We start from the raw sequence: 18606 nt of genomic DNA on the forward strand, positions 1-18606 counted from the left end.
AACTCGCTCACCGGGCACGAGACGGAAAGGCACCCACATGGCAGCATCGTCCGACGCGGGCTCCGAGCACCACGAGGACGCCGCCGAGGAGGGGCACCACAACCTGGTCGCCCAGCCTCACACCGAGGACGAAGGCACGGTGGCCGAGGCGGAGGCGGAAGCCGCGCAGCTGAGCACCCGGGCCCAGCCGCTGGGCGAACCCGGCCGCCGCCTCGACCGCAAGTCGCCGTTCTTCGTCGGCATGCTCGGCGCCGCCGGGGTCGCGGTCACCTACGTCCTCGCCCAGGCGATCGTGACCGCGCAGGACACCCTCGTCCTGATCGGGCTGGCCCTGTTCCTCGCGATCGGCCTGGAACCCGCGGTGTCGTGGCTGGTGGGCCACCGCTTTCCCCGGTGGGCGGCGGTACTCGCCGTGCTGCTCGGGCTGCTGGTCGTCGGCGGCGGGTTCCTCGCCCTAGCGATCCCGGTGATCGTCGAGCAGGCGACGGCGTTCGCGCACCAAGCCCCGCGGTACCTGCAGACGTTGCAGGACCACAGTTCCCCGCTGGGGCAGCTCAACGACCGCTTCGGCCTGCAACAGCACCTGCAACAGCTGCTCAGCGGCGGGTCGGGGGTGCTCGACACCGCGTTGTCGGCCGGCAAGGCCGTCCTCGGGACGCTGGGCGACCTGCTGATCGTGATCGTGCTGACCATCTACTTCCTGGGCGACCTGCCGCGCATCCGCCGTGGCTTCTACCGGCTGGTGCCCCACTCGCGCCGGCCGCGGGTGATCCTCATCGGCGACGAGATCTTCGCCAAGGTCGGCGCCTACGTGCTGGGAAACGCGCTGATCTCCCTGATCGCCGGGTCCGTGACGTACGGCTGGCTGCTGATCTTCGGGGTGCCGTACGCGTTGCTGCTGGCGATCCTGGTCGCCTTGCTGGACCTGATCCCCGTCCTCGGCACGGCCATCGCCGGGATCACCGTGTCACTGGTGGCGCTGACGGTGTCGTGGCCGGTCGCCCTGGCCACCGTCGGGTTCTTCCTCGTCTACCGGGTGCTCGAGGACTACCTGCTGGTCCCGCGGATCATCGGGAAGGTCGTCAAGGTGCCCGCACTGGTCACCGTGGTCGCCGTCCTGCTCGGCGGCGTCCTGCTCGGGGTGATCGGCGCGCTCGTCGCGATCCCGATCGCCGCAGCAGTGCTGCTGATCCTCCGGGAAGTGGCCTACCCGCGGCTCGACCAGGGCTGACCCCGCGACCCGGGTTCCACGGAACCGGCCGAAGTCCACGCCCCTTCGACACCATCCGAGAAGGACTCAGACATCGGTGCCGAAGTCGTCGCCGCCACCGAAATCGTCACCGCCGTTGATGTCGCCGCTGTAGTCGCCGTTGTAGTCGCCGTTGTAGTCGCCGCTGTAGTCGCCGCTGTCGTCGAAGCCACCGTAGGCCGCATTCCCTTGGTCATAGCCGCCGTCGGCCGCCTCCCCCCGGTCGTAGCCGTCGTCGTAACCCGCCGCGTACGCCTCCTCGTCGCCACCGCCGAACAGGCCTCCGTCGCCCAGACCCGTGTCGAACAACGCGTCGGCCACCGCCGAGCCGACGACCACGCCGGCCACCGTGCCCAGCAGGCTGCCCCCGATCAGGCCGCCCATCCCCATGCCGAACCCGCCCCCGCCGTAGCCCGGTCCGTAACCGCCGCCGTAACCGCCGTAACCGCCGCCGTAACCACCGCGGCCGTAACCGCCGAAGGTCCGTTCCAGGAACCCGGGCTGGCGGAACTCCGCCCGGGTGGCGACCCGGGCCAGGCCCTGCGGGTCGTCCGTCCGCGGCCGCTCGGACTCCGGGACGGCGTCGGCCAGCTGCTGCAGGACCTGCTGCCGCTGCTGCGGGGTGAGCTTGGCGAACGCCTCGGCGTGCGCGGCCTCGACCTGGTCCGGCGGCGCGGTGCGCAGCAGGTAGCGGTACCGCTCGATGGCGCGTTCGTCCTCGGACCGCACGGGACGCCCGCCCGGTTGACCGTTGTACTGCTCGGGCGGGTAGCCGCCCGGGTCAGGCCGGTATGGTGCCCGGCCGTACTGCTCCGGCGAGCGACGGCCGAAGAGCCGGTTCAGGAGTCCCACGGCGGATCCCTTCCTCGTTCGAGTCGGACGGAGCCCGCCGTCCGCCGGGCCGCTCGGTCGGGATACCCGTTTCGGGCGTTCTTCAACTCCTTGAACCGGCCTGCCGAGCGGGAGGAGGGTGCGCCTGCCGGTCGTCGTCTCGGCGGGACGAGACGCGCCAGCCGTGTTCGAGGATGGCGAACGCGGCTTCGACCGTGCGCGCCGGGTCTTGCGAGCGCATGGCGAGGGCCGAGGTTTCCAGGGCGAAGTGGGCCAGCGCGGCGCAGGCGGGATCGGCGTCGGGTGCACCGGTTTCGGCGGCGAGGGCGCGGGTGAGCGCGTCCTCGTGCCGCATCCACATCCGGTGCCAGTACTCGGTCAACGCCGGGGTACCGCGCACGAGGGTCATGAACTCCGCTCCCCCGCTGTCCGCGACGCCGCGCTCGACGCGGGCCAGCGTGTGGTCCCGCAACGCGGCCAGCACCGACGTGCCGGGCGCGCGCTCGCGTACGGCCGCGACCAGGGTCTCCTCGATGGCGGCGTCCCGGTCGAAAACGAGGGATTCCTTGCTGGGGAAGTGTTTCTGCAGCGTCGTGGTCGAGACGTCGGCGGCGTCGGCGATCTCGCGGACTCCCACGTTGTCGTAGCCACGCTCGAGGAACAGCCGAAGTGCCGCGTCGGCCAGCGCCTGGTGGGTGGCCGCCTTCTTGCGCTCCCGCCTGCTCGTCGGTGTCGTCATGGCTTGACGATACCACTAGTTGCACGGTGTACTTAGTTGTACCGTGTCACTTTAGGAGGCTGCCATGACCACTCGTGTTCCCGTCCTGATCAGCGGCGGAGGAATCGCCGGCCTGACCGCTGCCCTGCTGCTCCAGCGCGAGGGGGTCTATCCGGTGCTGGTGGAGAAGCACGCCGGGTTGTCCCCGCAGCCGAAGGCGCGCCGGTTCAACCCGCGCAGCACCGAGGTGTTCCGCCTGCTCGGCCTCGCGGCCGAGGTCGCCGAGGCGAGTGCGCCGCTGGCTTCCTTCACCGAGGTCCTGACCGGCCCCACGCTGGTCGAGGCCCGCGCGCGGGAACTGAGCGGCACGATGCGCGAGCGGCGGCGGCAGCAGGCGCGGATCCCCGAACTGAGCCCGGGACCGAACGTGCTGTGCCCGCAGGCCGTGCTGGAACCGATCCTGCGCCGAGCCGCCGGAGAACGGGGCGTGTCCGTCCGGCTGGGTACCGAACTGGTGTCCTTCGCCCAGGACGACGACGGCGTGACCGCGCGGCTGAAGCCCGCGGGCGGCGAGCCGTACGAGCTGAGGGCGGACTACCTGATCGCCGCCGACGGCGCGCGCAGTCCCATCCGCACCGCGCTCGGCATCCCGCGCAGCGGCCACGGCCACCTGGCCGACAACCTCGACCTCTACTTCCGCGCCGACCTCACGGACCTGGCGCGCGAGAAGCCGTTCAACCTGTGTGAGATCACCAACCCGGTGGCCTCGGGCGCGTTCCTTTCGGTCAACGGCACGGATCGCTGGCTGTTCTCGACGGCCGACTTCCCCGACGCCCCCACCCTCGGCGACGGCGACTGGCACGACGTCCTGCGCATCGTGCTCGGCCTGCCCGATCTCGACGTCGAACTGCTCAGCCGGTCCCCGTGGGAATCGGCCATGCGCGTGGCCGACCGCTTCCGCGCCGGCCGCGTGTTCCTCACCGGCGACGCCGCGCACATGATGCCCCCCATGGCGGCGGCCGGAGCCAACACCGCCATCGCCGACGCCGCCAACCTCGCCTGGAAGCTCGCCGCCGTACTGGCCGGAACGGCGGCGCCCACCCTGCTGGACACCTACCACGCCGAACGCCACCCCGCCGGCTACGCCATCGCCGAAGCGTCCAGCACGGTCCGCGGCCACGTCGGCGACATGCTCGCCGCCTACCTGAAGCCCGAAAGCCCGCACGACGACCTGCTGGCCACCATGTTCGGCACCCAGTACCCGGAAGGCGCTTTCGTCCCGGACGGCCGCGCCCCGGCGCCGGCCGGCCACTACGCCCCGGCCGGCCGGCCCGGCACGCGCCTGCCCCACGCCTGGCTCGACGCGCAGACGTCCACAGTGGACTTCGCCGGACCGGGGCTGACCCTGCTCACCGGCCCCGGCAACGACCGCTGGACGAGCGAAGCACGTCGCCTCGGACTGCGGCAGGTAACGGTGTCGCACCCGGGCTGGCTCGCCGAGGTGTGCCTGCCCGACGACGGCGCACTGCTCCTCCGCCCCGACGTCATCATCGCCTGGCACTCGGCGTCCGCGACGCCGCTCGCCGACGCACTGCCACGAGTACTCGGCACCGCGCCTGTCCCCGCGTAGCCGTCATCGTCGGTGCCGGCAGCACGATGCGGACCCGCGGGGTGGTAGCGCTCATCCGGTGTGACACTCCTGTCACCCGGCGACGCTGCGGAACCGAGCCACGTAAACCGTGGGTGTCACGCCGAGGTGGCGGACGAACGCCCGGCGCATCGTTTCGTCGCTGCCGAAACCGCAGGCGAGGGCGGTGGCGGTCACTGATCGTCCGTCCAGCAGCGACGTCTGCGCGGCCTCCAAGCGAGCCGCCTCGACGTACGCTCGCGGTGTCGTGCCGAGCTGCTCCCGGAACAGCCGGTTGAGTTGCCGGTTCGACACGTTGGCCGTTGCCGCCATCGACGTGGTCGTGTGGTCGGCGGTGATGTCGTCGACGACCGCGTCCAGCACGGCCTTCAGCGGTGAAGCCGTGGCGACGCGCGTCTCCACGCGGACCGAGAACTGCGACTGGCCGCCGGGCCGGCGCAGGAACACCACCAGGGACCGGGCGACCTCACGGGCCAGGTCTGCGCCGTGATCGTCCTCGACGAGAGCCAGTGCGAGATCGATGCCCGCGCTGACGCCCGCCGAGGTGAACACCGAGCCCGCGCGCACGAAGATGGCGTCGGGCTCCACCTGGACCGCCGGGTACCGCCGGCGCAGCCGGTCGACGTACTGCCAATGCGTGGTGGCGCGGCGGTCGTCGAGCAACCCGGCCTCCGCCAGCAGGAACGCGCCCGTGCAGACCGACGCCAGCCGGCGTACCCGAGGCCGCAGCCGCGCCAACGCCTCGACGACGTCGCCGGAGGCGGGAACACCGTCAGCTCCGGCGACCAGGACGGTGTCGTAGGCCTGGTCGAAGTCGAGCGGATCGGCCCACAGCCGCACCCCGCTCGAGGTCGTGACGGCACCCCCGCCCGGCGTGACGGTGCTGACCTCGTACCGGCCGTTCTCGCCTCCACCGGCGTCGGCCTCCCTGAACACATCGATCGGCCCCGCCACGTCGAGCAACGTCACCCCGTCGTACACCAGCACCGCGACTCGACGCACGATCAACCTGTTCCTGTCCGGTTTCGAGGGGAACCTGGCGCGTTCATCATCGCGGGCGCACCACGAACCCGCCATTGTCGACCGCATGTCCAAGCTCATGAAGGTCACCGTCTGCCAACTCGACAACCGTCCCGGCCACCGCGCCGAAGCCATCGCCGCGCTGGCGGAACATGCCCGGGCAGCGGGGACGGAACTGGTTCTCCTGCCCGAGATGCCGTTCTCGACCTGGCTCGGCACCGAGACCGAGCCGGATGCGGCGCGCTGGCTGCACAGCGTGGACGAGCACCGCCGTGTCCTCGTGGACTCGCGCTCGAGGACGCCGCGGTGATCGGCTCCAGGCCGACCGTCGAGGCGAACGGATCATGGCTCAACCAGGCGTTCGTCTGGCACAAGGCTTCCGGCGCCGCGGGCGTCCGCGCCAAGCACCACCTGCCCGACGAACCCGGCTACTGGGAGGCGACCTGGTACGACCGAGCGGAAGCGAGTGAGACGACGTGCAGGGTGGGTGCCGCTCGGGTCGCGGTGTCCATCTGCACCGAGATGTGGTTCCTGCACACCGCGAACGACTACGCCAAGCTCGGCGTCGACCTGCTGTGCGTTCCTCGCGTCACCCCCGAGGAAACGCTGGCGAAGTGGCTGGCCGGAGGTCAGGCGACGGCCGTCTGCTCCGGCGCGTACTGCCTGTCCTCCAACCAGTGGGTGCCCGAACAGGCCGGCATCGCCGCCGGCGGTCTCGGGTGGGTGATCGATCCGGACGGGAAGGTGATCGCCACCACGAGTCCGGACGAGCCGTTCGTGACCGTCGAGATCGACCTGGACGTCGCCCGGCAGGCCAAGCGGACGTACCCGCGTTACGTGACCGGTCTGAGGCGCTGACCGGTACCGCCCGGTGCGCCGCCGAACCAAGGCCACCCGCCGCCGCGGCGCCGGGTGGCTCCTTCAGCTCGACGCGTGACGGGCCAGCAACGCCGCCTGCGCCCGGCTTTGGCAGCCGGTCTTCGTGAGCATGCGGCTGACGTGCGTCTTCACCGTGTGCAGGCTGACCACGAGCCGATCGGCGATTTCCGCGTTGCTCAGGCCTTCGCCCACCAGGCGCAGCACGTCGCGTTCTCGCGGGGTGAGGTCGGCCAAGCGGGCCAGCTCCGCGTGGTCCGGTGGCCGGCGGGTGGTGAGGTGGCTCGCGATGATCCGCTGGGTGACCGCGGGGCTCAACGTGCTGTGCCCGGCGGCCGCGGCGCGCACCGCGGCGGTCAGTTCCTCGTAGGAGCTGTTCTTCAGCAGGAAGCCCGTTGCGCCGGCGGCGAGCGCCTGGTCGACGTACTCGTCGACGTCGAACGTGGTCAGCACGAGCGCTCGGGTGCGGCCGGGGCCCAGCAGGCCGCGCCGGCCCAGCTCGGCCAGGGCCCACAGCCCGTCCCGGCGGGGCATCCGGATGTCCAGCAGCACGACGTCGGGCCGGTGCCGGCTGGACGCCTCGACGGCTTCTTCGCCATCGCCGACCGTGCCGGTCACGGTGATCCCCTCCTGGCTGCCGAGGATCGCGGCCAGGCCGTCGCGGATGATCCGTTCGTCGTCCACGACGAGCACGGTGATCGGCTCAGGCACCGGCGGTGTCCCATGCGGCCGGTGACACGCCGCTCCGCGGCAGCGTGGCCGAAACCCGGAAGCCACCGTCGGCGGTGGGGCCGGCGTGCAGCTCGCCGTCCAGGACGTCCACCCGCTCGCGCATGCCGACCAGGCCGAGTCCGGTGCCCCAGCTCCGGGCGCCGGGCTCGGCCGGCCGCGCGTTGACGACCTCGCAGCGCAACCAGCCGGCTTCCTCGGCGATGGTGACGTGCACCGGCGCTCCCGGCGAGTGCCGGCGCGCGTTGGTGAGCGACTCCTGCACGATGCGGTAGACGGCGAGCTGGGTCGGGCGGGGAAGGGCGGCCACTTCGGCCTCGATCCGCGCGTCGACGGGCGTGCCGGCGGCTCGGCTGCGGTCCAGCAGGCCGGGCAGGTCACCGAGGCCGGGCACCGGGTTCAGCGGCGCCGGGTCGTCGGGGTCGCGCAGGATCCGCAACAGGTCGCGCAGTTCGCCGCCGGCCTGCCTGCCCGCGCCGGCGAGGCCGTCGACGGGGCCGCGGGCCCAGTCCGGCAGCTCGCCACGGCGCGCGCGCAGGATCTCCGCCTGCACCACGAGCAGCGTCAGCGAATGCGCGACGACGTCGTGCATTTCGCCGGCGATCCGCACCCGTTCCCGTTGCGCGGCCTGCTGTTCGCGCAACCGCTGCGCCCGCACCACGTCTTCGACGCGTTGTTCGGTGGCGGCGAGGTTCTCGCGGTGGTTGCGCGCGGCGAAGCCGGTGGCCCAGGCCAGCGGCATCGGGGCCAGGACGGCGAGCACGTCCGCGCCTCCGCGGAAGGGGCCGGCGGTGGTGGTCAGGTGGTTGACCCACACCCCGGCGGCGACCAGCGCGCTGCCGCCGAGCGCGGTCAGCGCCGAGCGCCGCCAGCTGTCGCACAGGCTGCCGACCCCGTAGAGCGCGACCGCGAGCGACAAGCAGACCAGCGGGGTCAGCTTCGCGCCCGCGGCCGCGCCTCCGGTGACCGCGGCCACCAGTGCGCCGGTGAGCAGCAGGAACGCGGCCAGCGGCCACCGGCGCCGCACCAGCAGGGCCACCGCCGCCACCACCTCGAAGGCGGCCAGCAACCACCAGGCCCGCGCCGAGCCGTCCGCGCTCGGCTGCAGCAGCAACGGAGGGCACAAGGTCAGGACGACGAGCCCGGCGTCGGCGGCTCGTGGGCGCCACCCGGTCCGCCGGTGGCTCGCTGCTTGCGTCATTCCGCCGACTGTAACGAGATCCGGTCCGGGCATCGTCATTCCTTCGAACGAGATCGGGCGCGCACTCCGGAGGAGCGGCCGGTCAGCGGGAGCCGGCCGGGACGGGCTTGCCCAGCATCGTGCAGACCGCGGCGTCGACGACCTTCTGGTCCGCGGCGCCGGTGGCCGGGGCGTGCAGCCCGAACAGCGTCGTGGTCACCACGCTGACCGAGCGCTCGCCGGTCGCGTCGGTGTAGTTCTGGCTGGAGTAGCCGGCCATCCCGCCGGTGTGCCCCCACACCGGCCCGCAGGGGCTGCGGTACTCCTCGATCCCGAGCCCGTACCGCGAGCTGTGCGGGTCACCGGGCGTCTCGATCACCGTCTTCTTCATCTCGGCCAGCTGGGCCGGGGGCAGCAGGGCACCGGAGGCCAGCGCGCGGAGGAACCGCTGCTCGTCGGCCGGGGTCGACACGACGGCCGCGGCGGCCCAGCTCCAGGCCGGGCTGACCGAGGTCACCAGCACGTGGTCACCCCGGGCCGGGCCGGCGAACGAGGTGCCTTCCGGAGCACCCGGCGGCAGCAGCGGCGCCAGGTGCTCGGCGTCCGGCTCGTAGGCGGCGGCCAGCTTCGCGCCGTCGCGGGATCGGCCGTCGGCGGCGAAGTAGGTGTCGTGCAGGCGAAGCGGCCCGATGATGCGCTGCTGCAGCAGGCTCGCCAAGCTCTGGCGGGTGGCCTTCTCCAGCACCAGGCCCAGCGCCACGTAGCCGGTGTTGCTGTAGCCGTACCGGGCCCCCGGCGCGGACGTCGGCGGGTACTGCGCCGAGACGGCCAGCAGCTCCCGCGGCGCCACCGCCGACGGGTCCGCCCCGATTTCGCGGGCCAGGACGGCGGGGTCGTTGATGTAGTCGAACAGGCCGCTGGTGTGGTTCAGCAGCATCCGCAGCGTGATGTCCCGCCCGCCGGGCACCAGGCCCGGCAGCCACTTCTCCACCGGGTCCTGCAGCGACAGCCGGTGCTCGGCGGCCAGCTGGAGCACCAGGACCCCGACCATGGTCTTGGTGTTGGACCCCATCCGGAACTGGTCGTCGGCGGAGAGCCGGTGGTCGGCGCGGGTCCACGCGGCCTGCTTCGCCAGCGAGATCGTCCGCCCGGCCCCGGTGTGCACCCGCACCACCACACCCGGCACGCCCGCGTCGAGATCCTGCTGCATCACCGCGGCCAGCTGCCCTGTCGCCGGGTCGGCGCCGGACTCCTGCGCGCTGGTGTCGGCGGCGTTGACGATCCGCGGCGCGGCGTCGCCGGGAGCCGCGCAGGCCGTCAGGGCGGCGGCCGCGGCGAGCGTGGCGGCCACGGCCACGGCCACGGCCACGCCCGCCCGTCGGCTGGGCAGGTGCGGTCCGGCGAATCGGTCACCCATGGTTGTCCTCCTGAGCTGGTTCCCGTTGCGCGGCAACGGTTTGTCCCCACTCATTCAGCCAGGGTCCGCGCGCGGAATCGTCACTCGTTGTCGCCCTGTTCGCGCGTCGTGAGTAGCTCTCCCGGCGGAGGGAATCCGGCGCGGGTCAGCCGAAGGAGTGACGCCGCCGGCGTGAGCACGTGGTCGGACAGCTTCCAGCCGGACCCGTCTTGCGCGGCGTCGTGCAGGAGCGATTCACCCGTCGCCGACGTGGTGCGACGGCCGGGCGTACGAGTACCCCGTGCCGGTTACCCGGCCGTCGCGGGTCAGGAGGAACGAATCCCAGCGGCCGAAGGCCGAGCAGGGGTGGGAAATCCCCAGCTCGGCCACGTCGGCCACCCGCAGTCCCGGCGCGCCGGTGACGACGGCGTGGTGGTCGTAGAGCGTCGTGACGCGGCCACCGGTCACGGCGGTGGCCGCGCCGGTCACGGACTGCGCGCCGAGCAGCACCGGCAGACCCGCGTCGTGCGGCAGTTCGCGTTTTCCGGCGCCGAGCACCACCACGCCGGGTTCCGGAGCCGAGATCACCTGGGCTCTCACCGTGATCGCCGGCTTCAGGCCGGTGAGGGGACTCACCGCCGCGTACGTTCCGTGGTCGTGGGTCACGTAGCACCCCGATCGCAGCGCCAGCACACCGTCCGGCACCAGCCCGGTCGTCTCGGCCACGACGATGTCGGGGAACGCCGATCCGCCCATCGACAGCACGGGCGCGGGCGTTTCGCACAGCTGGGCCAGCTCGGTGAAGGTCTCCGCGGTCCGGCGGCAGTGTTCGCGCACCGCCCGCGTGGTCGCGCCGTCGCGGGAGTTGGGGACGACACCTTCGTACCCGGCGACCCCGATGAGCCGCAAGCCGGGACTCGAGTGCACGAGACGGGCCAGCGAATGCGCGCTCCGCTTGTCGCGCACGCCCGTCCGGCCACCCCGGACACCGACCTCGGCCAGCACCGGCAGCGGCCGCGTCGACATCGCGAAGACCTCCTGCGCCAGCGCGACGCCTTCCGGCGAGTCCACGAAGCACGCGATGTCGAGGTCGCTCTCGAGCCAGTTCCGGAGTTGCCGCAGCGCGAGCACGTCGACGACTTCGTTGGCCACGAGCAGCGAGGTGTAGCCCCACGAAAGCACCGTCCGGGCCTGGCCGACGGTCGCGACGGTGAGCCGCTCGGCGCCCGCTTCGACCTGCAGCCGCACGATTTCCGGTGACATGGTCGTCTTGACGTGGGGGGTGAGCGCTGCGCCGTGCGAAGCCGCCCACGCAGCCATCAAAGCGGCATTGTGCTCGACTGCCCCGAGGTCGACGCGCAGGTGCGGGTACGGCGGGGCCGTCATACGCCGTGCTCCCGGAGCCAGTCGAGCGCGCGGGCCCAGGCGGCGGGCGCGTCGGCGGGGCTGTAGTCGTCGCGGTAGTCGGCGAAGAAGCCGTGGACGGCTTCCGGGTAGACGACGAACTCGACCTCGGGTTCCGGCGAGGGTCGCGCCGCCAGCGCCGATCGCATGGCTTCCACCGTCGCCGCCGGGATCACGGCGTCCCGGCCCGCGTACAACCCGAGTACCGGTGTCCGGAGCACGCCGGCCAGGTCGATGGGGTGACGGGGGAACAGTGTCCGGTCCGGCTGGAGGTTGCTCGCGGCGTCGTCGAGCACGCCGTACCACGACACCGCGGCGGCGACCCGCCGGTGCGCCGCGTACAGCCACGTCCACCGCCCGCCCCAGGAGAACCCGTTGACGCCGACGCGTCCGGCGTCGCCGCCGTTCGCGACCGCCCAGTCGTGCACCGCGTCGAGGTCGCTCATGACCTGCTCGTCGGGCACGTGCTGGAGCAGTTCGGTGACGAGGCGGCCGACGTCGTCGAAGTCGTCGGGGTCACCCTGGAGCGCCATGAGGTCCGCGGCGACGGCCAGGTAGCCCGCGTGCGCGAACCGCCGGGTCACGTCTTCGACGTACGGGTGCAGGCCGAACGCCTCGGACAGCACCAGCACGACCGGCAGCGTTCCGGCGCCTTCCGGGCGCGCGACGTAGGCGGGCACGTCGTGCCCCGGGCCGGGGATCGCCACGCGCGCGGTGGCCAGTCCGGCCGGGCTCGTGCGGATCACGGTCCGCTCCGCGGCCGCGGAAGCCGGCTGGGGGTAGCGTTCGAGGGATTTCGTGCGCGTCATTCTTCTCCTCACTCGATGGGCCGGAGGCGGTGTCCGGCCCGGGGGCCGACGGCCTTGCCGGCTTCGAAGGCGACCTGCCCGTTGACGACGACCAGCTCGATGCCGGCCGAGACGCGGGTCGGGTCGGTGAACGTGGCCCGGTCGGCGACGGCGGCCGGGTCGAAGAGCACGACGTCGGCCGCCGCGCCGGTGGCGATCACCCCGCGGCCGGCCAGCCCGAACGCCGAGGCGGTGCGGGACGTCATCTTCGCGATGGCTTCTTCCCACGACAGCAGGCCGGTGTCGCGGACGTAGCGGGCCAGTACCCGGGTGAAGGTGCCGTATCCGCGGGGGTGCGGTTTGCCGCCACCGCCCGGCGGCGCACCATCGGACCCGACGAGGGCGCGGGGGTGCAGCAAGGCGGCGGTGACGTCGTCGGAAGACATGGCGAAGACGCTCATCCAGGCGGTCAGCTCACTGGTCAGCAGCAGGTCGGCCAACACCCGGAACGGCGGTCGCCGCCGTGAGGCGGCCAGCTCGCCGAGGGTGCGGCCGTCGGCGCCGGGGTCTCCGGCACCGGCGACCAGCACGCGATCCCAGCCGGACCCGGCCACCCAGTTCTCCCAGGTGCCGTCGTCCTCGGCGATGGCGCGTTCCGCGCGGCGCAGGGCGTCGGGATCTCGCAACCGAGCCATCGTCGCGGCGTGGCCACCATCGTGGAACCACGGCGGCAGGCAAGCGGACAGGAGGGTGCTGTTGGCCTCGTACGGGTAGACGTCGTGGTGGACGGTGATTCCTTCGGCCCGGGCCTCGTCCATCAGCCGCAGGGCGGGTTTCACGGAGCCCCACGCGTGCTGGCCGGCCGCCTTGAGGTGGGACACCTGCAATCGGCACCCCGCCCGGCGGGCCACCTCGATCGCCTCGCCGACGCTCTCCAGCAGCCGTCCGCTTTCGTTGCGCAGGTGGCTCGCGTAAACCGCCCCAGGAGGCAGTTCGCCGGCGAGCGCGGCGAGTTCGTCGACGTCGCCGTACATGCCCGGCGGATAGATCAGACCCGAAGACAGCCCGGCCGCCCCCGCGGCGAGCGCGGCGGACAACTCGGCCTTCATCAGCGCCAGCTCGGGTTCGCGGGGCCGCCGGTCGGCCGTGCCGAGCACCGCGGCCCTGATCAGGTGGTGCCCGGCCAGCGGAACGGTGTTGGTGGGGTACCCGTGCGTGTCCAGGGTGCGGTACAGCTCGTCCACAGTGGACCATCCGGACGGCAGTGCGGGGAACAGGCGCCCGCGCAGGCGTTCGATCTCCGCCCGCCGTCCGGGTGGGCACGGAGCGGGGGCGAACCCGCAGTTGCCGACGACTTCGGTGGTGACGCCCTGGCTGAGCTTGCCGATGTCGGTCTCGGCCAGCAGCGGCGCGTTGTCGGCGTGGGAGTGGGCGTCGATGAACCCGGGGGCCAGCACGAGCCCGCCGGCGTCCACCACCCGGTCGGCGTCGCGCGGCCGGTCGGCCGCCGCGGCGATCTTCCCGTCGGCGAGCAGCACGTCCGCCGCGGCCCCCGGCGCGCCGGTGCCGTCGATGACCGTCGCGCCGCGGATGAGGATGGTGGCCACCGTCAGAACTTGCCGTTGTCGTTGCGCCACTGCTCGCGTGGCGGGATCCGTTCCAGCACGTCCCAGTGCTCGGCGATCAGGCCGTTTTCGACGCGGAAGAGGTCGTAGAAGGCGGTGTGCTCGCCCGCGAGGTGGCCCTCGGCCATGGTCAGGCCGAAGTCGCCTTCCCCGAGCACCCGGTGCAGGGTCGTGTACTCGAGGTCGGCGGCGGAGAACCACCACGGCCGCCCGGGTTCGGCCGCGGGGTGGTGCTCGACGTAGCCCGCGGCGACCCGCCGCTGCGGCGACTGGCCCAGCAGTGCCGTGCGGACGAACGCTTCCACCGCCTGCTTCGTCGCGCCGGTCCGAGCGGGGTCGCCGCGCTCGACCGCGCCGTCGAGCATCTCCGGCCCGGCGAGCGGCTGCAGGTTATCCCAGTGCTCGACGATGCGCCCCTCCTCCCACCGGTGCACCTCGAAGCCCACCACTTCGCCGAGCGGAGCCAGGAAGTATTCGAGGTGGGCGAAGCTGATGTCGCCGTCCTGGAACGTCCGGACCGGGCGGACGCGGCTGCTCCCCCGCGGCAGCGCGTCCAGGAACTCCAGCAGGGCGCCGAACCCGTCACCGAGCGCGAGGTTGTGCTGGATGTAGCGCCGTGAGTCGAAATAGGACAGGGGAAGCCGGTCCCCGGTCTCGATGCTCTTCTGGATCGCGGCGGTCCGCTCGCGGAGGGGTGGAGGGTCCTCGGCGCGGACCGGCTGCTCGTCGGTGGTCACCTGGTGATCATGCGCCGGATGGTCGTTCCGCCCGCTAGAATGATGGAAATCTCCATCCGGACGTCGTGGATTGACGGATTCGTACGAATGGGCGGGCGACAATGCAGTTGACGGAGCGTGACCTCGAGCTCGTCGACGCCGTCCAGATCAACCCCCGCGCCGGGTGGTCGGCGATCGCCCGGCCGCTGGGTATTTCGGCCGTGACCGCGGCGCGGCGCTGGGCCGCGCTCGTGGCCGAGGGCGCGGTGTGGACGGGCGCGGTGATGGGGCCGCTGCTCTTCCGCGGCGCCGTGCTCGAGTTCGCCTGCCGGCCCGCCGCGGTCGACTCGCTCGTCGATGCCCTCAACGCCATGCCGGACGTGCTCACGGTCGGCCGCACGGTGGGCGAGTTCGACGTGTACGCGCTCACCGCCGCGCCGACGACGCAGACGTTGATCAGTTCGTTGAGCACGCGCTTCGCCGGGCTTCCGGCGGAACGGTTGCGGGCTCGGGCCTACACGCGGGTGCACGGGGGGCCGCAATGGCGGCTGAACGTTCTGAACCCGGCCCAGTCGGCCCAGGTGCGCGACCCCGCCCGGCCCCGGCACGAGGCCGCCGGGTTCGCACCGGCCGACCGCGACCTCTTCTTCGCGCTGGCCCAGGACGCGCGGAGGTCCTATGCGGACCTCTCGCAGGAGCTTTCGGCGCCACCGCAGGTCGTCCGGCGCCGGCTGGAGAGGCTGCGGCGGGCCGGCTGGGTGAGCCTGCGAGCCGACCTGGCGCGGCCGCTGGCGGGCTGGCCGCTGGCCGCACTGCTGTGGCTGGAGGTGCCGCACGCGGACCGGCCGCGGCTGGCCCACGAGCTCGGCACGCGCGCCGCGGTCCGGTTCTGCGCGAGCACCGTCGCACCCGCCAACCTCGTGGCGATCGTCAACCTGCGCGCTCCGGAAGAACTGGACGAGGTGCTCACCGCGTTGGCGGCCGATCTGCCGTCGGTCGCCGTCCGCGAACACCGCCTCGTGCTGCGACTGCACAAGGTGAACGGCCACATCCTCGACCCGGAGGGCCGTTCGGTCCGGGTGGTGCCCGTCGATCCGTGGATCGCCGAGGATTCACTGCCTCAGTGAAGGGACAGCGCAGTTCCGGCTGGTCCGGCGACGTTCGGTCAAGTAGCCGAGCAGGACCGGCCCGAGCTGGGATTCGCCATGCCCTGCTCCGTCAGTTCGTCGTTGCGGGGAGGGCGGGCTTCCGGTTCGCGACCGCGATCCGGTGGGCGATTTCCGCGGGGTCGGGGGGCGTGGTCGGGTAGACCTCGGCATCGAAGAACCGGGCGAACGGCAAGGTGGCCAGCGTCTCCGCGACGTCCTCCTCGTCGACGGCGATGACTTCGACGAACGTCGCCCGCCGGGTCGGGGAAACGTGGTGGGCGCCGATCCGCCCCTCCGAGCGCAGCACTTCCAGCTGTTTCTGCTCGTCCTCTCGCAGCGCGGCGAATTCCGTGAAGTCCGTGTCGTCGCGCAGGGTGGCGAACACCATGAACGTGGTCGTGGCAACGGTGTTCCGGGTCGTTGACATGTGCTCTTGTCCTCTCGGAGACGGTGATGTCATCTGATGACATCATCGTACCATGTCGATGTCATCGGATGACATCACCGCGCGAATCCCCGGACGACCGCACTAAACTCGCCGGCATGGGACGATGGGAGCCGGGAGCCGGGAGCCGGCTGCGCGAGGCCGCACTGACTCTGTACCTCGAGCGCGGCTTCGAGCAGACCATGGTGGCCGACATCGCCGAGCGGGCCGGCGTCACCGCCCGCACCTTCTTCCGCTATTTCGCGGACAAGCGCGAGGTCCTCTTCGACGCCGCGGCGGAACTGGAGGAGAAGTCGCTGGCCGCACTGGAGGCAGCGCCCGCCACGGCGTCGACGCTCGAAGTCGTCACGGCCGCGCTCGACGCCGTGGCCGACACCATCGGGCACGACCGCGAGCTCGCCCGGAAGCGGCACGCGGTGATCATGGCCAACGCCGACCTCCGGGAGCGAGAACTGAGCAAGCTCGCCCAGATGTCGGCCACCCTCGCCGACGGCCTTCGACGGCGGGGTGTCGACGACGCCGAGGCCGCCCTCGCCACCGAAACGGGCGTCGCGGTGTACCGGGTCGCGTTCCAGCAATGGGTCGACGGCACCGACGACCTCGCCCTGCGCGATGCCATCGACCAGTCCTTCGCCCGGCTGCGGACCTTGACCGCACCCGGCTGAGCGGTGCTTCCCGTAGGCGCGGCGGGCAACAGGCCTTCGCGTTCAGCGCCGGGGACGCAGCGTGCTTCCGGGACGGAGTCGGCCGTGCGGGTCGAGTTCGTTCAGGACCGCCGGCAGCCCTTCGTCGAGCATCCTGCGGCGCACGCGGCCGAGCAGCTTCGCCATGATCAGCCCGTCCACCCCGCGGAAGCCGGTGTGTTCCCAGGTCAGGCGCGTACCGCCGTCGGGAAGAGCTTCGAGGGTGTTCGTCACCACGGTCGGTTCGTCGGTTTCCTTGTTGCGCCAGTCGTAGCGCAGCAGGCGGTGCTCCTCGACCGCGAGGACCTCGCACCGGACGATGCCGTCCCAGCCGGGAAACGGCTTGCCGAGGTATTCGAACCTGGTCCCCACCTCCGTCCCGAACCCCTCCGGCCGCCCACCTCGGCCGGTCGACGTCCACAAGGGAACCAGCGCCGGGTCGGTCAGTGCGGCCCAGACGACGTTCGGCGGCTGGGCGTAGTCACGCACGACTCGCATTCCACTCATCTTCGCTCCTCGACAGGAAGTCTACAGTGACAGAAAATCTACAGTAACAGTAACGCATGTGGCTCCCCGCGGGTAGACACTGAAAAAATCCAGTCACTGGAGACTTTCCGGGGCGGCCACCTATACTCGCGACATGGGTCCGAAGACGGTGGACTGGACCGGACAGTCCGAGGCGAGCAAGTCCGAAGGGTTGCGCGAGCGCAAGAAGCGGCAGCTGCGGCAGAAGCTGACGGACACCGCGACGGCCATGTTCCTCGAACGAGGTTTCGAGGCCGTCCGCGTGGCCGAAATCGCCGAGGCGTGCGAGGTGTCCGAGAAAACCGTCTTCAACCACTTCCCGACCAAGGAGTCGTTGATCCTCGACCACCCGGCCACACTGGTGGACGTGCTGCGCACCGGGCTCGCCGATCCCGCCGTCGCCCCGGTCGACGCGGTCCTGCGCATCCTCGCGGACGAGTTGAAGGCGATCACGTCCTGGCTGGCCGCCCACCACGATCCGGCCGAGGCCAGTGCCCAGCACGCCCGGTTCACCGCCATGATCCAGGACACCTCCTCGCTCCGCGCGCACCAGCGGGAGACGAGCGAGCACCTCGCGTCCGTGGCGGCCGCCGCACTGGCCGCCCGGGCGCGCCTGCCCGCCGAGGACCCCGAACCGCAGATCGCCGCGGTCGCCCTGCTCGGCCTGTGGCAGATCCAGTTCCGCAGCCTGCGCCGGCACCTCGACGGGAAGCGCAGTCCCCAGCAGGTCAAGCGAGCGGTCACCGCGGACGTCCAGCGAGCGGCCCGGCTGATCGCCAGCGGACTGGCCGCGTTTCCGCACGGCCGGTGAGCCGCCGGCCCGCACCCCGGTGAACGCGGTCGAATGGGTGGTGGCTCCGGTGGCCCGGCATCGCTGTCCGGGCTCGCTGTCCGGGCTCGCGCAGCACCGTCACGGCCGGGAGGCCGCGGGGCGCCGGTTTGCGGCCTGGGTCGCGTCGCCGTGCGTCTGCCGGCGCCGGGTGCTCGTCCGGCGCCGGGCCGCCACTCAGCTGCGCGACAGGCGCCGGGCCACCGCGAAACCGGTGCCCAGCAGGACTGCGCCCCCGGTGATCCACGGCCACAGCGGCATCGAGCCGCCGTCGGCCGGGCTTGCCGCCATCGCCGCCGTGTCCGGTGCCGCGGTCGCCGGGTCCGCCGTTCCCGGCCCGGGGACCGTGAGACGGAACGGGATCGCGCCCGAGACCGGGTGGCCGTCGGCGGAGGTCACCCGGTAGCGGATCGTGTAGCCCCCCGCCGGGCCGAGCGGGCGCAGCGGCGCAGCGACCCGTCCATCCACAATGGACACCGAGCCGGCTTCCCAGTGGGACGCGCCGTCGGGACCGAGCACCGCCAGCTCGGTGAACCGGGTCTCCACGGGTTCGTTGAACACGAGCGCAACTTCGGCCGGGGGTGTCGTCACCGCCGCGTCCCTGGCCGGCGAGCTCGACAGCAGGACGCTGTGCGCGTTCGCCGCGGGCGCACCGAACAGCACCGCGCAGCCCGCGGCCGCGAGCGCGACGGCGATCCGGACGGGGACGGGCAACCGGGAGGCCATGGCTTCTCACCTTCTCGGGAATTCGAGTGTTCCGGGAACCGTAACGAGCATCGGAGCCGCCGGGGCCGAT

Annotated in this window: 20 protein-coding genes; 7 read left to right on the forward strand and 13 right to left on the reverse strand. The window is 72.2% G+C overall.

Features of this window, described 5'->3' with window-relative positions; genetic code table 11:
• Window positions 1-37 precede the first annotated feature (37 nt).
• On the forward strand, window positions 38-1231 hold the full coding sequence (locus tag ACLJOU_RS13960) for an AI-2E family transporter (RefSeq protein ID WP_410567290.1): 1194 nt from the start codon (window positions 38-40) through the stop codon (window positions 1229-1231).
• A gap of 66 nt (window positions 1232-1297) precedes the next feature.
• On the opposite strand, the gene ACLJOU_RS13965 is transcribed toward ACLJOU_RS13960, so the two are convergent.
• Complete coding sequence (locus ACLJOU_RS13965) at window positions 1298-2101, reverse strand: hypothetical protein (RefSeq protein ID WP_410567292.1); 804 nt, start codon at window positions 2099-2101, stop codon at window positions 1298-1300.
• Window positions 2102-2183: 82 nt separating this feature from the next.
• Entirely contained in the window at window positions 2184-2819 is a 636-nt protein-coding gene (locus ACLJOU_RS13970; RefSeq protein WP_410567294.1) for a TetR/AcrR family transcriptional regulator, read from the reverse strand.
• Window positions 2820-2883: 64 nt separating this feature from the next.
• Between ACLJOU_RS13970 and ACLJOU_RS13975 the strand changes: the two genes are divergently transcribed.
• Window positions 2884-4428: an FAD-dependent monooxygenase gene (locus ACLJOU_RS13975; protein ID WP_410567296.1), complete on the forward strand. Its 1545-nt coding sequence runs from the start codon at window positions 2884-2886 to the stop codon at window positions 4426-4428.
• A 72-nt stretch (window positions 4429-4500) separates the two neighbouring features.
• On the opposite strand, the gene ACLJOU_RS13980 is transcribed toward ACLJOU_RS13975, so the two are convergent.
• Window positions 4501-5448, reverse strand: a complete 948-nt coding sequence (locus ACLJOU_RS13980) for a GlxA family transcriptional regulator (RefSeq protein ID WP_410567297.1) — start codon at window positions 5446-5448, stop codon at window positions 4501-4503.
• A gap of 85 nt (window positions 5449-5533) precedes the next feature.
• Here ACLJOU_RS13980 and ACLJOU_RS13985 point away from each other — a divergent pair, with 85 nt between their 5' ends.
• Window positions 5534-5776, forward strand: a complete 243-nt coding sequence (locus ACLJOU_RS13985) for a hypothetical protein (RefSeq protein ID WP_410567299.1) — start codon at window positions 5534-5536, stop codon at window positions 5774-5776.
• Window positions 5773-6324, forward strand: coding sequence for a carbon-nitrogen hydrolase family protein (locus ACLJOU_RS13990; RefSeq protein ID WP_410567301.1), 552 nt, complete (start codon window positions 5773-5775; stop codon window positions 6322-6324). Before ACLJOU_RS13985 ends, ACLJOU_RS13990 begins: the two co-directional genes overlap by 4 nt.
• 63 nt (window positions 6325-6387) lie before the next feature.
• Here ACLJOU_RS13990 and ACLJOU_RS13995 read toward each other — a convergent pair whose 3' ends face one another.
• The 7 genes from ACLJOU_RS13995 to ACLJOU_RS14025 all read right to left on the reverse strand — a co-directional run bounded on the left by ACLJOU_RS13995 (window position 6388) and on the right by ACLJOU_RS14025 (window position 14201).
• Window positions 6388-7053 carry a response regulator gene (locus ACLJOU_RS13995; protein WP_410567302.1) on the reverse strand — a complete coding sequence of 222 codons (666 nt, stop codon included), beginning with the start codon at window positions 7051-7053 and terminating at the stop codon, window positions 6388-6390.
• Complete coding sequence (locus ACLJOU_RS14000) at window positions 7046-8272, reverse strand: sensor histidine kinase (RefSeq protein WP_410567303.1); 1227 nt, start codon at window positions 8270-8272, stop codon at window positions 7046-7048. The genes ACLJOU_RS13995 and ACLJOU_RS14000 overlap by 8 nt, the downstream gene beginning before the upstream one ends.
• A gap of 82 nt (window positions 8273-8354) precedes the next feature.
• Window positions 8355-9668, reverse strand: a complete 1314-nt coding sequence (locus tag ACLJOU_RS14005; RefSeq protein ID WP_410567304.1) for a serine hydrolase domain-containing protein — start codon at window positions 9666-9668, stop codon at window positions 8355-8357.
• Window positions 9669-9902: 234 nt separating this feature from the next.
• Window positions 9903-11033, reverse strand: coding sequence for an alanine racemase (locus ACLJOU_RS14010; RefSeq protein WP_410567306.1), 1131 nt, complete (start codon window positions 11031-11033; stop codon window positions 9903-9905).
• Window positions 11030-11860 (reverse strand): dienelactone hydrolase family protein, encoded by an 831-nt coding sequence (locus ACLJOU_RS14015; protein WP_410567308.1) that lies wholly within the window; start codon window positions 11858-11860, stop codon window positions 11030-11032. Before ACLJOU_RS14015 ends, ACLJOU_RS14010 begins: the two co-directional genes overlap by 4 nt.
• Before the next feature lie 8 nt (window positions 11861-11868).
• Window positions 11869-13446 carry an N-acyl-D-amino-acid deacylase family protein gene (locus tag ACLJOU_RS14020; protein ID WP_410567310.1) on the reverse strand — a complete coding sequence of 526 codons (1578 nt, stop codon included), beginning with the start codon at window positions 13444-13446 and terminating at the stop codon, window positions 11869-11871.
• Between the two features lie 2 nt (window positions 13447-13448).
• The gene (locus ACLJOU_RS14025) at window positions 13449-14201 is read right to left on the reverse strand and encodes a hypothetical protein (protein WP_410567312.1); all 753 of its coding nucleotides are present in this window, start codon (window positions 14199-14201) and stop codon (window positions 13449-13451) included.
• A gap of 101 nt (window positions 14202-14302) precedes the next feature.
• Between ACLJOU_RS14025 and ACLJOU_RS14030 the strand changes: the two genes are divergently transcribed.
• A complete protein-coding gene (locus ACLJOU_RS14030) occupies window positions 14303-15307 on the forward strand; it encodes a winged helix-turn-helix transcriptional regulator (RefSeq protein WP_410567313.1) in 1005 nt (334 codons plus the stop codon).
• A 91-nt stretch (window positions 15308-15398) separates the two neighbouring features.
• On the opposite strand, the gene ACLJOU_RS14035 is transcribed toward ACLJOU_RS14030, so the two are convergent.
• Complete coding sequence (locus tag ACLJOU_RS14035; RefSeq protein ID WP_410567315.1) at window positions 15399-15755, reverse strand: hypothetical protein; 357 nt, start codon at window positions 15753-15755, stop codon at window positions 15399-15401.
• A gap of 116 nt (window positions 15756-15871) precedes the next feature.
• Between ACLJOU_RS14035 and ACLJOU_RS14040 the strand changes: the two genes are divergently transcribed.
• Window positions 15872-16438: a TetR family transcriptional regulator gene (locus ACLJOU_RS14040; RefSeq protein WP_410567317.1), complete on the forward strand. Its 567-nt coding sequence runs from the start codon at window positions 15872-15874 to the stop codon at window positions 16436-16438.
• A 42-nt stretch (window positions 16439-16480) separates the two neighbouring features.
• Here ACLJOU_RS14040 and ACLJOU_RS14045 read toward each other — a convergent pair whose 3' ends face one another.
• On the reverse strand, window positions 16481-16963 hold the full coding sequence (locus ACLJOU_RS14045) for an SRPBCC family protein (protein WP_410567319.1): 483 nt from the start codon (window positions 16961-16963) through the stop codon (window positions 16481-16483).
• Window positions 16964-17096: 133 nt separating this feature from the next.
• Between ACLJOU_RS14045 and ACLJOU_RS14050 the strand changes: the two genes are divergently transcribed.
• Window positions 17097-17792, forward strand: a complete 696-nt coding sequence (locus ACLJOU_RS14050) for a TetR/AcrR family transcriptional regulator (RefSeq protein WP_410567321.1) — start codon at window positions 17097-17099, stop codon at window positions 17790-17792.
• A gap of 195 nt (window positions 17793-17987) precedes the next feature.
• Here the strand turns inward: ACLJOU_RS14050 and ACLJOU_RS14055 are convergent, their stop codons facing one another.
• The gene (locus ACLJOU_RS14055; RefSeq protein WP_410567323.1) at window positions 17988-18536 is read right to left on the reverse strand and encodes a copper resistance protein CopC; all 549 of its coding nucleotides are present in this window, start codon (window positions 18534-18536) and stop codon (window positions 17988-17990) included.
• Window positions 18537-18606 lie beyond the last annotated feature (70 nt).

It is taken from the genome of Amycolatopsis sp. cmx-4-61, assembly GCF_046548775.1.
In the GTDB taxonomy this organism is placed as follows: Bacteria; Actinomycetota; Actinomycetes; order Mycobacteriales; family Pseudonocardiaceae; genus Amycolatopsis.

Bases quoted from the DNA above. Each gene is read 5' to 3' on its own strand.
- ACLJOU_RS13970 (WP_410567294.1), bottom strand. From the start codon at position 2,819: ATGACGACACCGACGAGCAGGCGGGAGCGCAAGAAGGCGGCCACCCAC.
- ACLJOU_RS14045 (WP_410567319.1), bottom strand. From the start codon at position 16,963: ATGAGTGGAATGCGAGTCGTGCGTGACTACGCCCAGCCGCCGAACGTC.
- ACLJOU_RS14005 (WP_410567304.1), bottom strand. From the start codon at position 9,668: ATGGGTGACCGATTCGCCGGACCGCACCTGCCCAGCCGACGGGCGGGC.
- ACLJOU_RS13960 (WP_410567290.1), top strand. From the start codon at position 38: ATGGCAGCATCGTCCGACGCGGGCTCCGAGCACCACGAGGACGCCGCC.
- ACLJOU_RS14015 (WP_410567308.1), bottom strand. From the start codon at position 11,860: ATGACGCGCACGAAATCCCTCGAACGCTACCCCCAGCCGGCTTCCGCG.
- ACLJOU_RS14030 (WP_410567313.1), top strand. From the start codon at position 14,303: ATGCAGTTGACGGAGCGTGACCTCGAGCTCGTCGACGCCGTCCAGATC.
- ACLJOU_RS14010 (WP_410567306.1), bottom strand. From the start codon at position 11,033: ATGACGGCCCCGCCGTACCCGCACCTGCGCGTCGACCTCGGGGCAGTC.
- ACLJOU_RS13975 (WP_410567296.1), top strand. From the start codon at position 2,884: ATGACCACTCGTGTTCCCGTCCTGATCAGCGGCGGAGGAATCGCCGGC.
- ACLJOU_RS14035 (WP_410567315.1), bottom strand. From the start codon at position 15,755: ATGTCAACGACCCGGAACACCGTTGCCACGACCACGTTCATGGTGTTC.
- ACLJOU_RS14050 (WP_410567321.1), top strand. From the start codon at position 17,097: ATGGGTCCGAAGACGGTGGACTGGACCGGACAGTCCGAGGCGAGCAAG.
- ACLJOU_RS14000 (WP_410567303.1), bottom strand. From the start codon at position 8,272: ATGACGCAAGCAGCGAGCCACCGGCGGACCGGGTGGCGCCCACGAGCC.
- ACLJOU_RS14040 (WP_410567317.1), top strand. From the start codon at position 15,872: ATGGGACGATGGGAGCCGGGAGCCGGGAGCCGGCTGCGCGAGGCCGCA.
- ACLJOU_RS14055 (WP_410567323.1), bottom strand. From the start codon at position 18,536: ATGGCCTCCCGGTTGCCCGTCCCCGTCCGGATCGCCGTCGCGCTCGCG.
- ACLJOU_RS13985 (WP_410567299.1), top strand. From the start codon at position 5,534: ATGTCCAAGCTCATGAAGGTCACCGTCTGCCAACTCGACAACCGTCCC.